At 60.0% G+C, this 12,801-nt stretch carries 13 protein-coding genes; 6 read left to right on the forward strand and 7 right to left on the reverse strand.

Features of this window, described 5'->3' with window-relative positions; all coding sequences use genetic code 11:
• Positions 1 to 127: 127 nt before the first annotated feature.
• Positions 128 to 820, forward strand: a complete 693-nt coding sequence (ung, locus tag I9H07_RS04900) for a uracil-DNA glycosylase (RefSeq protein ID WP_236424447.1) — start codon at positions 128 to 130, stop codon at positions 818 to 820.
• 24 nt (positions 821 to 844) lie between these two features.
• Here ung and I9H07_RS04905 read toward each other — a convergent pair whose 3' ends face one another.
• From I9H07_RS04905 to I9H07_RS04920, 4 genes are all read right to left on the reverse strand, one after another.
• On the reverse strand, positions 845 to 1,879 hold the full coding sequence (locus tag I9H07_RS04905) for an AbrB family transcriptional regulator (RefSeq protein ID WP_024674901.1): 1,035 nt from the start codon (positions 1,877 to 1,879) through the stop codon (positions 845 to 847).
• A complete protein-coding gene (locus I9H07_RS04910) occupies positions 1,872 to 3,386 on the reverse strand; it encodes a tripartite tricarboxylate transporter permease (RefSeq protein WP_024674900.1) in 1,515 nt (504 codons plus the stop codon). The genes I9H07_RS04905 and I9H07_RS04910 overlap by 8 nt, the downstream gene beginning before the upstream one ends.
• Position 3,387: 1 nt before the next feature.
• Positions 3,388 to 3,846, reverse strand: coding sequence for a tripartite tricarboxylate transporter TctB family protein (locus I9H07_RS04915; RefSeq protein ID WP_024674899.1), 459 nt, complete (start codon positions 3,844 to 3,846; stop codon positions 3,388 to 3,390).
• 62 nt (positions 3,847 to 3,908) lie between these two features.
• Positions 3,909 to 4,886 (reverse strand): Bug family tripartite tricarboxylate transporter substrate binding protein, encoded by a 978-nt coding sequence (locus tag I9H07_RS04920; protein ID WP_024674898.1) that lies wholly within the window; start codon positions 4,884 to 4,886, stop codon positions 3,909 to 3,911.
• Positions 4,887 to 5,342: 456 nt separating this feature from the next.
• Here I9H07_RS04920 and I9H07_RS04925 point away from each other — a divergent pair, with 456 nt between their 5' ends.
• On the forward strand, positions 5,343 to 6,014 hold the full coding sequence (locus I9H07_RS04925; protein WP_024645308.1) for a response regulator: 672 nt from the start codon (positions 5,343 to 5,345) through the stop codon (positions 6,012 to 6,014).
• Positions 6,007 to 7,389 (forward strand): sensor histidine kinase, encoded by a 1,383-nt coding sequence (locus I9H07_RS04930; RefSeq protein ID WP_024674897.1) that lies wholly within the window; start codon positions 6,007 to 6,009, stop codon positions 7,387 to 7,389. Before I9H07_RS04925 ends, I9H07_RS04930 begins: the two co-directional genes overlap by 8 nt.
• Before the next feature lie 2 nt (positions 7,390 to 7,391).
• Here I9H07_RS04930 and I9H07_RS04935 read toward each other — a convergent pair whose 3' ends face one another.
• Positions 7,392 to 8,213: an HDOD domain-containing protein gene (locus I9H07_RS04935; RefSeq protein ID WP_024674896.1), complete on the reverse strand. Its 822-nt coding sequence runs from the start codon at positions 8,211 to 8,213 to the stop codon at positions 7,392 to 7,394.
• Between the two features lie 112 nt (positions 8,214 to 8,325).
• The gene (locus I9H07_RS04940) at positions 8,326 to 9,267 is read right to left on the reverse strand and encodes a YgfZ/GcvT domain-containing protein (protein ID WP_236424449.1); all 942 of its coding nucleotides are present in this window, start codon (positions 9,265 to 9,267) and stop codon (positions 8,326 to 8,328) included.
• Positions 9,268 to 9,419: 152 nt separating this feature from the next.
• Here I9H07_RS04940 and I9H07_RS04945 point away from each other — a divergent pair, with 152 nt between their 5' ends.
• On the forward strand, positions 9,420 to 9,674 hold the full coding sequence (locus tag I9H07_RS04945; protein WP_004881759.1) for a succinate dehydrogenase assembly factor 2: 255 nt from the start codon (positions 9,420 to 9,422) through the stop codon (positions 9,672 to 9,674).
• The gene (locus tag I9H07_RS04950) at positions 9,658 to 10,125 is read left to right on the forward strand and encodes a protein YgfX (RefSeq protein WP_024674894.1); all 468 of its coding nucleotides are present in this window, start codon (positions 9,658 to 9,660) and stop codon (positions 10,123 to 10,125) included. Before I9H07_RS04945 ends, I9H07_RS04950 begins: the two co-directional genes overlap by 17 nt.
• Here I9H07_RS04950 and nadB read toward each other — a convergent pair.
• Positions 10,094 to 11,710, reverse strand: a complete 1,617-nt coding sequence (gene nadB, locus I9H07_RS04955; RefSeq protein WP_058390839.1) for an L-aspartate oxidase — start codon at positions 11,708 to 11,710, stop codon at positions 10,094 to 10,096. The two genes, I9H07_RS04950 and nadB, sit on opposite strands and share 32 nt — an antisense overlap.
• A 495-nt stretch (positions 11,711 to 12,205) precedes the next feature.
• Here nadB and rpoE point away from each other — a divergent pair, with 495 nt between their 5' ends.
• Positions 12,206 to 12,787 carry an RNA polymerase sigma factor RpoE gene (gene rpoE, locus I9H07_RS04960; RefSeq protein ID WP_002554912.1) on the forward strand — a complete coding sequence of 194 codons (582 nt, stop codon included), beginning with the start codon at positions 12,206 to 12,208 and terminating at the stop codon, positions 12,785 to 12,787.
• The last annotated feature ends 14 nt before the right edge of the window (positions 12,788 to 12,801 follow it).

Below are 12,801 nucleotides of genomic sequence, written 5' to 3' on the forward strand. Positions count from 1 at the left end.
GACGCTCCGCGTCGGCACGCCTTTCTGGAGGCTCTGCGTCCGATCTTGAATGCGCATAGCGCTACCGGCATTGACTTTGCTGCCCGGCTTTCCTAGTGTCCGCGCATTGTTTTTACCGGATGTAACCATGACTAGCGATGACCGCATCAAGCTTGAGCCCAGCTGGAAAGAAGCCCTGCGTGACGAATTCGAACAGCCCTACATGGCTCAATTGCGCGAGTTTTTGCGTCAGGAGCACGCGGCTGGCAAGGAAATCTATCCGCCGGGACCGCTTATCTTCAACGCGCTCAATTCCACGCCGCTGAATAACGTCAAGGTGGTCATCCTCGGTCAGGACCCGTATCACGGCCCGAATCAGGCGCACGGCCTGTGCTTTTCCGTGCAGCCGGGCGTGCCGACGCCACCGTCGCTGGTCAACATCTATAAAGAGTTGAAGCGCGATCTGAACATCGACATTCCCAATCATGGTTGCCTGCAATCCTGGGCGGATCAGGGCGTTCTTCTGCTCAACACCACCCTGACCGTCGAGCGCGCCAACGCTGCGTCGCATGCGGGCAAAGGCTGGCAGCACTTCACCGACCGCATCATTCAGGTGGTCAGCGAGCATCAGCCGCATCTGGTGTTTCTGTTGTGGGGCGCTCATGCGCAGAGCAAGCAGAAACTGGTCGACGCGACCAAGCACCTGGTGCTGACTTCTGTCCACCCATCGCCGTTGTCGGCCTATAAGGGCTTTTTGGGCAATGGCCATTTCGGGCGGACCAACAAGTACCTTGAGCAGAACGGCATCGCACCGATCGACTGGCGACTGCCCGCTCTCTGACTGAAGGGCTTCTGATTGACCTGCTCAGTCAGCGAACCGTCTGTTCCAGCGTCGGTACAGCGGCTCGGCGAGAAACAGCACAAACAACAAGCGCATGACCTGCATGGCCGTCACCAGTGGCACCGAGAGTTGCAGCACCTCGGCGGTCAGGCTCATCTCGGCAATGCCACCGGGCATCATGCCCAGCGTCAGCGAGCGCAAGTCCAGTTGGGTGAGGGCACTGAGGCCCAGCGCCGCCAGTGCGGCGATCAACATGGTCAGCGCGGTGCCCAGCAGCGTGCGCGCCAGAAACGAGGGCGCTCGCCTGAAGAACTCCCGATTGAAATGACAGCCCAGTCCGCTGCCGATCAGCAATTGACCGAGCTGACTGGCGCCATTGGGCAAACCGATCCGCAGATCCCAGGCCACACTCACCACGGCACTGAGCAGCAACGGGCCGAATAGCCACGGGTTAGGCTGTTTGAGGCGTTGCCACAGCCAGGCCAGTGCGGCACCGACCGGCAGCAGAAAAGCCAGCCAGCGCCAGTCCACCACCGTGGCGTGCAGCGCAGGTGCACCATCCCCCAACAGGTACTTGAAGATCGCCGGCACGCAGAGCACCACTGTCAGTACCCGAAGACTCTGCGCCGCCGCCACACTGCTGAGCCTGGCACCGTTGCGTGCGCCTAGGTTGACCATTTCCCCGGAACCGCCCGGCATGCTGGAGAAAAACGCCGTAGGGCGATCTTCCCCTGTGCGCAGCATCAGCCAGACGCCCACCAGGCACGACAGGCTGGTGACCAGCGCGCCGATGAAAATCAGGCCGAAATGCGCCAGCACTTGCTCGATGACCACCGGGGTGAAGTGCAGGCCGATACCGATGCCGATGATCAACTGACCGCATTTGCGACCACCGGGAATCTGCGCCAGTTGCCAAGGCGTCAGGCAGCGCACCAGGATGATCGCCAGCAAAGAACCGACCATCCACGGCAACGGCCAGCCGACCTGACTGGCGAGGTAACCGCCGAGCAGGCCGACCAGCGGCGTCGCCCACCAGTGGCGCAGCGTGGGCTCAGCCATGAATCGCGGCAGCTCGCTGCTTCGCGCGTTTACGCCAGATCCGGAGCAGCGGAAACAGCAGCATGAACACGGTCACCACCCAGACCCCGAGCGTGATGGGGCTGGACCAGAGAATGCCCAGTTCACCGTTGGAGATCGACAGGGCGCGGCGCAGATTCTGTTCCATCAGGCCGCCGAGGATGAACCCGAGCAGGATCGGCGACAACGGGAAGTCCAGCTTGCGCAGGATGTAACCGAAGATACCGATGCCGACCATCAGGAATAGGTCGAAGGTGGTGGCATGCACCGCATACACGCCAATCCCGGTGATGATCGCGATCACTGGCACCAGTGCCCAGTTCGGCACCGCAAGGATGCGGGTGAAGATGCGGATCATCGGGATATTGAGGATCACCAGCATGATGTTGGCGATGAACAACGACGCGATCAGGCCCCAGACAATGTCCGGTTGTTGCTGAAACAGCATCGGGCCGGGCGTGATGTTGTACAACGACAACGCGCCGATCATCACTGCCGTAGTGCCAGAGCCGGGAACGCCCAGCGTCAGCATCGGCACCAGCGCGCCGCAGGCCGTTGCGCCGATGGCGGTTTCCGGTGCTGCCAGGCCGCGCATGTCACCCTGACCGAACTTGCCGCTGGCCCCGGCGATGCGTTTTTCGGTCATGTAGGCAACCGCGCTGGCCAGCGTCGCACCGGCACCCGGCAGCACGCCGAGTATGAAACCCAGCAGCCCGCAGCGAATGTTGACCACGAACACCGAAGCGGCTTCCTTGAAGTTGAACATCATCCTTCCGGTCGCTTTGACCGCTTCCTGACCGCGATGGGTTTTCTCCAGCAACAACAGAATCTCGCTGATCGAAAACAGCCCCAGGACCAGTACCACGAACTGAATGCCATCGGTCAGGTGGATGTTATCGCCGGTAAAGCGGTAAACGCCGCTGTTGGCATCGATACCCACTGCGGACAGAAACAGGCCGATCAACGCTGCAATAAACGTTTTCAGTGGTCTGTCGCCCGCCATGCCGCCCAGACAGACAATCGCAAACACCATCAGCACGAAGTATTCCGCCGGTCCGAAGGCAATTGCCCATTTGGCGAGCAAGGGCGCGAACAGCACCATGCCGCAGGTGGCAATGAACGCACCGATGAACGAACTCCATGCCGACAACGATAAAGCAACCCCGGCCAGGCCCTGGCGCGCCATCGGATAGCCGTCCAGTGTGGTCATGACTGTCGAGGCTTCGCCGGGGATGTTGAGCAGGATCGAGCTGATACGACCGCCGTATTCACAGCCCAGGTACACAGCCGCCAACAGAATCAGTGCCGATTCAGGTGGCAGGCCCAAGGCAAACGCAATCGGGATCAACAGCGCCACGCCGTTGATCGGCCCCAACCCCGGCAGCAGGCCGACGACGGTGCCGATCAGCGTGCCGGACAGCGCGGTAATCAGGTTGTACGGGGTGAGGGCGACGCCGAAGCCCTGGCCCAGATAGCCGAAAGTATCCATGTCAGTTCTCCAGAACGCTGAGCAGGCCCAAAGGCAAAGGGACATCCATGGCCTTGTCGAACAGCAGGTACAGGCCGACGCTCATCAGAATGACCACCACAATGCTGGGCAGCCAGCGCCCGCCGTACAGGCGCGCCATGGGGATGCCGATCAGGATGCTGCTGAGAATGAAGCCCAGCGGTTCGAAGAGTCCGGCAAAGATCAGCAGCAATACGATGCACGCGCCGATCTTGATCAGGGTCGGGCGATCCAGCGCGGGCTCTTCTTCGGTGTGGACGATGGCTGCAGGTCGAATCAGCAGGTACAGCAGACCTGCACTCATCAGCCCGAGCATCAGCAACGGAAAGGCGCGAGGGCCGACCGGTTCATAGGAGAAAGGGGCCTGATAAGGCCAGGCCATGAGGGCCAGGCCTGCGCATGCCAGCAACAGAATGGCAGCGAAAATGCGTTGTATGACCATGAGAAGCTCCTGCGTCGCGCCCGTCTGACAGGCGCAACCGAAAGTCAGTCAATTGCGTTCAATTACTGAATCAGGCCAAATTCCCTGGCCATCATTTTGTAGTCGGCGACCTGTTTCTTGACGTAGGTGTCCAGTTCCGCGCCGGTCATGGCAAACGGGAACAGCTCGCGCTGATCACGCAGTCTGGCGAAGTCTTCCGAGGCCAGAATCTTGTCGAACGAGGCTTTCCACCAGTTGAAGTCTTCGTCGCTGACCTTTGGCCCCAGATAGAAACCGCGCACCACCGGCCAGACGATGTCGTAGCCCTGTTCCTTGGCGGTCGGGATGTTTTTCATTTCCGGCTCGTCGATGCGCTTGTCGGCAAACACCGCGAGCAGGCGCATGTCACCGCTCAGGATGTGCGGCATCGAGTCGGAAATATCGGTGCTGCCCACCTGAATGTGGCCGCCGAGCAGTGCGGTGGCGATCTCGCCGCCACCTTCCAGTGCGACATAGCGCAGGGCGCGTGGATTGATGCCTGCGGCCTTGGCGATCAGCGCGGTCTGCATCCAGTCCTGGCTGCCCACCGTACCGCCTGAGCCGATCACGACTTTGCTCGGATCGGCCTTCAACGCCTGGACCAGATCGTCGAGGTTCTTGTACGGCGAGTCGCTTTTCACGGCAATGGCCCCGTAGCTGGTGCCAACTGCAGCGAGCCAGCGCACTGCGTTTTCGTCGAAGCGGCCGAACTTGCCTTGCGCCAGATTGAGCAGCGAGCCGCTCGACCACGCGACCAGCGTGCCTGCATCAGCCGGACGCTGGGCGACCACTGCGTTATACGCCACAGCGCCGACGCCTCCAGGCATGTAGGTCACGCGCATCGGCGTGGTCAGAATCTTCTCGTTGATCAGCGCGCTCTGAATCAGCTTGCAGGTCAGGTCGAATCCGCCGCCTGGCGACGCCGGCGCAATGCACTCTGGGCGTCTGGGCTCCGCGAGCAACTGGCTGGCGAGCAGCATGCATCCAGCGGTTGTCGCGATCTGACGCAGGGAAAATGTCATGTTCGGTCTCCAGTTTTGTTGTTTTTGGCTGAGAGAGGTTTTGGATCAGCGCGCTGCTCGATAAGCGCTTTTGTCAGACGCACGACAAAACGCTGTTCGCTGACAACGGGCTGTCATCAGTACAGAGGTGTGTACGGGCGCATTGAGGAGGGTGCAGCGATCCGCCTGGGACAGACGGTCAAGAAACGAGCAAGCCTGGTATGGCGTGGACATGGGTGACTCCGTTTACCGATTTATTGTTTTTATTTTCAGACGCATCCGGGCGCCTGTTCTACGTACCGCTTGAAAGCGGTCGTTTCGCGATGCTAGATGACCAACCTTTCGCAAACCTTTCAGTTGCCTGTCAGTTGACCGATAAGAGGTATCTAGTGGTTTCTGCACTTCACAGGCGACGGCCGGCCTGTAAACTCCTCTGCCACAAGCCCCTATAACAACAGTGTCAATCAGGAGACGGCGATGCGTGTTCTTCTTGTGGAAGATCATCTGCAATTGGCTGAAAGTGTCGCGCAGGCTCTCAAAAGCGCGGGTTTGACCGTTGATGTACTGCATGATGGCGTGGCCGCCGACCTGGCGTTGAGCAGCGAGGAATATGCCGTCGCGATTCTCGATGTCGGCCTGCCGCGCATGGACGGCTTCGAGGTACTGGCGCGTTTGCGAGCGCGCAGCAAGAACCTGCCAGTGCTGATGCTGACCGCGCGCAGCGACGTCAAGGATCGCGTTCATGGCCTGAATCTGGGGGCAGACGATTATCTGGCCAAGCCGTTCGAACTGTCGGAGCTGGAAGCCAGGGTCAAGGCATTGCTGCGTCGCAGCGTGCTGGGCGGCGAACGGCAGCAGTGCTGCGGAGTGCTGACCTATGACCTGGACACACGGCGTTTCACACTGGGCGAAGAGTTGCTGGCGCTGACGTCACGCGAGCAGGCTGTGCTGGAAGCGCTGATCGCCCGGCCTGGCAGGGTGATGAGCAAGGAGCAGCTGGCGGCGCAGGTGTTCGGACTTGATGAAGAAGCCAGCCCCGACGCCATCGAGATCTACGTCCATCGCCTGCGCAAGAAGCTCGACGGGCATGCCGTGGCCATTGTCACCTTTCGTGGTCTGGGGTATCTGCTTGAAAGCCGCGATGATTAACGACAGCCTGCGCTGGCGACTGCTGTGGAATCTGGCATTGCTATTGGTGGTGCTGATGCTGGCCAGCGGCATGAGTGCGTACTGGAATGGTCGTGAAGTGGCCGACACGGCCTATGACCGCACCTTGCTGGCGTCGGCCCGGACCATTGCGGCCGGGTTGACCCAGCGTGACGGGACGCTGAGCGCCGACATTCCCTACGTGGCGCTCGACACCTTCGCCTATGACAGCGAGGGGCGCATCTATTACCAGGTCAATGACATTCATCAGAAGCTGATTTCCGGCTACGAAAACCTGCCGTCACCGCCCCCCGGCACCTTGCGCACCGATGACTATCCGGCGCTGGCCAAATTCTACAACGGGACCTATCAGGGCCAGGACGTGCGGGTGGTCAGCCTGCTCAAGCCGGTGACCGACCCTGGCATGAACGGTACTGCCGAAATTCGCGTGGCAGAAACCCAGGAGGCGCGCAAAGGCATGGCGCGCAGCCTGATGGCCGACACCTTGTTGCGTCTGGGCATGTTGGGCGGTGGCGCGTTGCTGCTGGTCTGGTTCACGGTCAGCGCGGCGTTGCGCCCGCTGGAGCGATTGCGCACGTCGGTTGAAGAACGCCAGCCGGATGACCTTCGCGCGTTGCCGATGGTCGAGGTGCAGCATGAACTGCGTCCATTAGTGGGTGCGCTGAACCACTTCACCGAACGGCTGCGCCTGCAGTTCGAGCGTCAGGCGCAGTTCATCGCTGATGCGGCCCACGAGTTGCGCACGCCGTTGGCGGCGCTCAAGGCGCGAGTCGAGCTGGGATTGCGTGAGCGCGACCCGCAACGCTGGCGAGAAACACTGGAGTCGGCAGCGCTGGGCACTGATCGACTGACGCAACTGGCCAATCAGTTGCTGTCGCTGGCGCGCATCGAAAACGGCGCGCGGGCCATTGCCGAGGGCGGCGCGCAGCAGCTGGACCTCAGTCAATTGGCCAGAGAGCTGGGCATGGCCATGGCGCCGCTGGCTCATTCGCGCGGCGTTGCGCTGGCGCTGGAAGCGGATGAACCGGTCTGGCTGCGTGGCGAGCCGACCTTGTTGAACGAGTTGCTGAGCAATCTTGTCGATAACGCGCTGGCGCACACGCCGCCGGGAGGCAATGTGGTGCTGCGCGTGTACGCGCCCGGAGTGCTTGAGGTGGAAGACGATGGCCAGGGTATTCCGCTAGAAGAGCGGGAAAGGGTTTTCGAACGCTTCTACCGTCGCAGTCAGCAGGGCAGTGGAGCAGGGCTCGGCCTGGCGATCGTGGGAGAGATCTGCCGCGCACATCTGGCCAGAATCACGCTGCATGACGGTGCCGAGCGGGGGCTTAAAGTGCGAGTCAGTTTTACGATGTCCTGAGCCTAGTAGAGCATGCTCTTGGCTTCTTCCATCTGCGCTGCCAGCGTGCCGTCGGCTTCGCTAAGCCGCAACTGACTGAACGCGGGCAGCTCGGCCATCTCGATCTGGCTGAACGGGTGATCCGTGTGCTTGTGGATATGCACCGTGGCTATCTGCACCAGGTCAGTGTAATCAGGGCTTTTTGAAACGCGTGCAAAATTCTGGAACTGACCCGGTACGCAGGCCAGCAGTTCGGGGAAGTCCCATGAACGCAGCAGGCGCTCACCAATGACCGGGTGAATGCTGTCGATCACGTGGTTGAGGCTGACGGGGTCCGACAGCAGCTCGAAATGGTCTTCGGCGTAGGTCAGGATCGGCAGTATTCCGATCAGGTGGATCAGCCCGGCGAGCGTGGCCTGATCAGGCTTGAGGTGGGTGTAGCGCTGGCACAGGGTGTAGCTGATACCTGCGACCTGGAGGCTTTGTTTCCAGATTTCGCGCATCTTCTGTTCGATGACTTCCGACTTGGCATGGAACATCTGCTCGACCACCAGGCCGATGGCCAGGTTGCAGGTGTAATTGACGCCAAGACGACGAATGGCGGTGTTGACGTCACTGACTTCAAAATTCGGGCGCAACAAGGGGCTGTTCGCCACTTTGATCAGGCGTGCGGAAAGGGCAGTGTCGCTACCAATGACTTTGCTCAGGTCCGAGATACTGATTTCAGTATCTTCGGCGGCAAGACGTATCTTCAATGCCACTTCCGGCAGGGTAGGCAGAAACAAGGCATCTCTGTCGATAGCCTTGATCAGGTTTCTCTGCACCTCGTCAGCCATCTTGCTCATGTGCATCTCGCAGCCGTTAGGAGTGTCCAGAGTTTTCCGCGCGCCCAAAGAAGCGCCAGCGTGCTGCTGGATCGCTCTAGAGACATTAGGAACTTGAATGCGTTCGCCAGGCCTAGCGCAGAGTTTCGAGTTTACTGTCCAGTGTGTAGGGCAGTTCACTCATTTGCAGCGCTGCGCCTTGCGGCGAACCAAGATGTATGTGACCACTTTCCGCCGCATCGCCCTGCAGTACCGCGAGCAATTCGATGCCCTGCCCGGACTGTGCGGCCAGCACTACGTTGCCCACCGCACTGGCGTGGACAGGGGAAAACAGCGCTGTGCCGGGCTCCGGAATCTGCTCGGCTTGCAGGGTCAGGCGATAAAGCCTGCGCTTGAGTTTGCCCAGGTACTGCATGCGCGCGACGATTTCCTGGCCGGTGTAGCAACCCTTCTTGAAGCTGACACCGCCGACCGCCTGCAGGTTGATCATCTGCGGGATGAACTCTTCACGCGTACTGCCGAATACCTGGCCGATGCCGGCGCGGATCTGGCCGAGCAGCCAGTCATTCAAAGGGCCTTCTGTCAGTTGTGCTGCCAGACGCGACGTGATGTCGTCAGCCTGCCCGGCGCGCACCCACAGTTCGGCACGGGCCGGTGACACACGGATGGCGATCAACTCGCTGGCCCTGGCCACTGCGCCGGTTTCCTGCGGCAGATCCAGCCCAAGGCTGACCAGCGCCTCGTCAGCGTCCTGCAGACCAAAGCGCACCCAGGCAGCGCTTTCGTCGGTGAGTTTCGATTTGGAGAACACTGCGTATTTGCGCAGGTCCAGCAATTGCGGCTCGATCAGCTCGCTGGCCATCGCCAGCAGGCAGCCATCGCCTTCGAACACAATACGGAAACTCGACTGCATACGGCCTTTCTGTGTGCAGCGGGCCCCCAGGCTTGAGGAGCTCTCACTCAGATAACCGAGGTTGCATGTCAATTGACCTTGAAGGAATTTGCTGGCATCCACGCCGCGAACGGCGAGAACGCCCTCATGGGATAGCGTGCAGAAAAAAGCTGTGTGGGCCATGGTCATCGCAGATTGGGAAAAAAGTCCGGGGGCACATCATAGTGCCCAGTCGACGATATGAATACGGGTACATGAAAACTGCTGCGACCATTGTGCGGTTCGCGCTACCGGCTCACGGCTGTATACTCGCCGCCTACTTTGAGGAGCGCTCCATGGTCGAAGACGTTGAACTCAACCGCCTTTACTGGCACAGCCGCCGCGGCATGCTTGAACTGGACGTGCTGTTGGTGCCGTTTGTCCGTGAGGTCTACCCGCATTTGAACGACGTGGACCGCGATCTTTATCGCCGTCTGCTGACCTGTGAGGATCAGGACATGTTCGGCTGGTTCATGCAGCGTGCCGAATCCGAAGACCCCGAGCTGCAACGCATGGTTCGCATGATTCTGGATCGTGTCCAGCCCAAGTGACCGTTTCGAGTGCCATTGGCAGGCTTCGCGTCTGCTGCTGGCCGCTTATCTGGTTGCTCAGGTACTGGCGCTGATTGCGCTGCTGTGGCTGGATATTCATCCGTGGGCAGCGCTGGCCGGATTATTGTCATGCCTGGCGCACGCCGTCTGGGTGCTGCCCAGGTCGATACTGCTCGGTCATCCTGCGGCCTACCGCGCCTTGAAGCGTGATCGACAGGGCTGGCAGCTCTGGAGTGCGCGAGGCGGGTGGCAGCCTGTTTGCCTGAGGCCGGACAGCCTGGCCTTGCCGTTGGTCGTGATTCTGCGTTTTCGCCTGATTGGCGGCGACGGCAAACCTTCAGGATTCGCCTCCAGCTGTTGCATCCCCCGGGATGCGCTGACGCCGGATGTTCACCGCCGCCTGCGTGTGCGCCTGAAATTCAGCCGACGTAATTGGGTGGCAGCAGAATAGTGTCGAGCGCCTCGGGCAACATGTCGGGATAATCCAGCGTGTAGTGCAGGCCGCGGCTTTCCTTGCGTTGCATCGCGGACTGGATCATCAGTTCGGCGACCTGCGCCAGGTTGCGCAGCTCGATCAAGTCGCGGCTGACTTTGTAGTTGCTGTAAAACTCGTCGATTTCGTCAAGCAACAGACGCACCCGGTGCTGGGCGCGCTGCAAGCGCTTGTTGGTACGCACGATGCCCACGTAGTCCCACATGAAACGCCGCAGCTCGTCCCAGTTGTGCGCGATGATCACGTCTTCATCCGAATCGGTCACCTGGCTGGCATCCCACGCAGGCAAGTCCGTAGGCATGGGGATGTCATTCAGCTGCTTCTCGATGTCTGCAGCGGCTGAGCGAGCATAGACAAAACACTCCAGCAGCGAGTTGCTGGCCATGCGGTTTGCGCCATGCAGGCCGGTGAAGCTGGTTTCTCCAATGGCATACAGGCCGGGCACGTCGGTATGGCCGTGGCTGTCCACCATCACACCGCCACAGGTGTAATGCGCGGCGGGCACTACCGGAATCGGCTGACGGGTGATGTCGATGGAAAACTCGAGGCAGCGCTCGTAGACGGTCGGGAAGTGCGTCTTGATAAACGCTTCGGGTTTGTGGCTGATGTCCAGGTAAACGCAGTCGATGCCCAGGCGTTTCATCTCATGGTCGATGGCGCGCGCCACGATATCGCGAGGGGCCAGCTCTGCCCGTTCGTCGAATCGAGGCATGAAACGCTCACCGTTGGGCAGCTTGAGGTAGGCGCCTTCGCCGCGTAACGCTTCGGTGATCAGAAAGCTTTTAGCCTGGGGGTGATACAGGCAGGTGGGGTGGAACTGGTTGAATTCCAGATTCGCCACCCTGCATCCCGAGCGCCAGGCCATCGCGATGCCGTCACCGCACGCGCCATCCGGGTTGCTGGTGTACAGATAGACTTTTGCAGCGCCGCCCGACGCCAGGATCGTGAAGCGCGCGCCGTACGTGTCGACCTCGCCACTGTGTCGGTTGAGGACATAGGCGCCCAGGCAGCGCTGGCCTTCAAGGCCCAGGCGGCGCTCGGTGATCAGGTCGATGGCGGCGCGCTGTTCCAGCAATTCGATGTTCGGTCGTTTGCTGGCTTGCTCGAGCAGGGTGCGGAAAATCGCCGCGCCGGTGGCATCGGCTGCGTGAATGATGCGACGGTGGCTGTGACCGCCTTCACGGGTCAGATGAAACTCGTAGCCGCTTTCATCCGCGTCCCCGCCATCGCCGCGAGTAAACGGCACGCCTTGATCAATCAGCCACTGAATGGCCTCGCGGCTGTGCTCCACGGTAAAACGCACGGCGTCTTCGTGGCAAAGGCCCCCGCCGGCGTTCAGCGTGTCTTCCACATGGGACTGCACGGTGTCGGTGTCATCGAGCACTGCCGCGACACCACCCTGCGCCCAGAATGTCGAGCCATTGGCCAGGTCGCCTTTGCTCAACACGGCAATCCGCAGATGATCGGGAAGCGTCAGGGCAAGACTCAGCCCGGCAGCGCCGCTGCCGATTACCAGTACGTCATGCTGAAAATGTTGGCTCATCTGCGCATTCTGCTCTTGGCGACCACTAGTATAAGTATGGGGGTAACGGCACAATAGCCGCGCCTACATGGCAATGTGAAACCACGGCGGGCAGAGATTGTGCTCCAGTCTCTGACGTCATGCATATTGTTTTCCCGGGATATTCACTGGAAACGCTTCAGTTCAGTGATTTTTCGGCGATATATGCAGTTCGGGGTCCACGCCTGTCATTGTGTCAATGGAACTTTTCAGTGAGGTCCGGGCTCAATAGCAGGTTGCCTACAGAGGAACAGCGCCTTTTTTGCAGTGTTAGATAAGTGATCATCAACTGCGAATCCGGCGACAAGACTATTCGCGCAGCCGACCCTGTCGAGCTGCGTTTTTCGTGCAGGCGTCAAGATGGTCTGCAGGAAACTTGCTTGAAGGGGGAGAACTTTTGCGAAAAGCCCGAGTCTATGTTTGCGAGCCTGAACAATGTCAGTTGCAACGCTCCTTCAAGCTTAACGAGGAGTGTTCATGCTAACCCAGGAAGAGGATCAGCAGCTTGTCGAGCGCGTTCAGCGCGGTGATACGCGAGCATTTGATCTGTTGGTGCTGAAATATCAGCACAAAATTCTAGGGTTGATCGTGCGATTCGTGCACGACACCCATGAGGCTCAGGATGTTGCACAGGAAGCTTTTATCAAGGCTTACCGTGCACTCGGAAATTTTCGCGGTGACAGCGCTTTTTATACATGGCTGTATCGCATCGCCATTAACACGGCGAAGAACTATCTGGTATCGAGAGGTCGTCGACCACCGGATAGCGATGTAAGGTCTGAAGACGCGGAGTTCTACGACGGCGATCACGGCCTCAAGGACATCGAGTCGCCGGAGCGTGCATTGTTGAGGGATGAGATCGAAGGCACCGTCCATCGGACCATCCAGCTTCTCCCGGAAGATTTACGTACGGCACTAACTTTACGTGAATTCGATGGTCTGAGTTATGAAGACATTGCGAGCGTCATGCAGTGTCCTGTTGGTACCGTGCGCTCTCGCATCTTTCGCGCTCGGGAAGCCATCGATAAAGCCCTGCAGCCGTTGTTGCAGGAATCCTGAGACAGCGGCGATAG

Origin of the sequence: Pseudomonas syringae, assembly GCF_023278085.1 — a bacterium.
GTDB lineage: Bacteria > Pseudomonadota > Gammaproteobacteria > Pseudomonadales > Pseudomonadaceae > Aquipseudomonas > Aquipseudomonas syringae_Q.

Excerpts from the sequence above, each read along its gene's own strand:
- I9H07_RS04930 (WP_024674897.1), top strand. The coding sequence starts at position 6,007 with ATGATTAACGACAGCCTGCGCTGGCGACTGCTGTGGAATCTGGCATTG.
- I9H07_RS04920 (WP_024674898.1), bottom strand. The coding sequence starts at position 4,886 with ATGACATTTTCCCTGCGTCAGATCGCGACAACCGCTGGATGCATGCTG.
- I9H07_RS04905 (WP_024674901.1), bottom strand. The coding sequence starts at position 1,879 with ATGGCTGAGCCCACGCTGCGCCACTGGTGGGCGACGCCGCTGGTCGGC.
- rpoE (WP_002554912.1), top strand. The coding sequence starts at position 12,206 with ATGCTAACCCAGGAAGAGGATCAGCAGCTTGTCGAGCGCGTTCAGCGC.
- I9H07_RS04945 (WP_004881759.1), top strand. The coding sequence starts at position 9,420 with ATGGTCGAAGACGTTGAACTCAACCGCCTTTACTGGCACAGCCGCCGC.
- I9H07_RS04940 (WP_236424449.1), bottom strand. The coding sequence starts at position 9,267 with ATGGCCCACACAGCTTTTTTCTGCACGCTATCCCATGAGGGCGTTCTC.
- nadB (WP_058390839.1), bottom strand. The coding sequence starts at position 11,710 with ATGAGCCAACATTTTCAGCATGACGTACTGGTAATCGGCAGCGGCGCT.
- ung (WP_236424447.1), top strand. The coding sequence starts at position 128 with ATGACTAGCGATGACCGCATCAAGCTTGAGCCCAGCTGGAAAGAAGCC.
- I9H07_RS04915 (WP_024674899.1), bottom strand. The coding sequence starts at position 3,846 with ATGGTCATACAACGCATTTTCGCTGCCATTCTGTTGCTGGCATGCGCA.
- I9H07_RS04925 (WP_024645308.1), top strand. The coding sequence starts at position 5,343 with ATGCGTGTTCTTCTTGTGGAAGATCATCTGCAATTGGCTGAAAGTGTC.
- I9H07_RS04910 (WP_024674900.1), bottom strand. The coding sequence starts at position 3,386 with ATGGATACTTTCGGCTATCTGGGCCAGGGCTTCGGCGTCGCCCTCACC.
- I9H07_RS04935 (WP_024674896.1), bottom strand. The coding sequence starts at position 8,213 with ATGAGCAAGATGGCTGACGAGGTGCAGAGAAACCTGATCAAGGCTATC.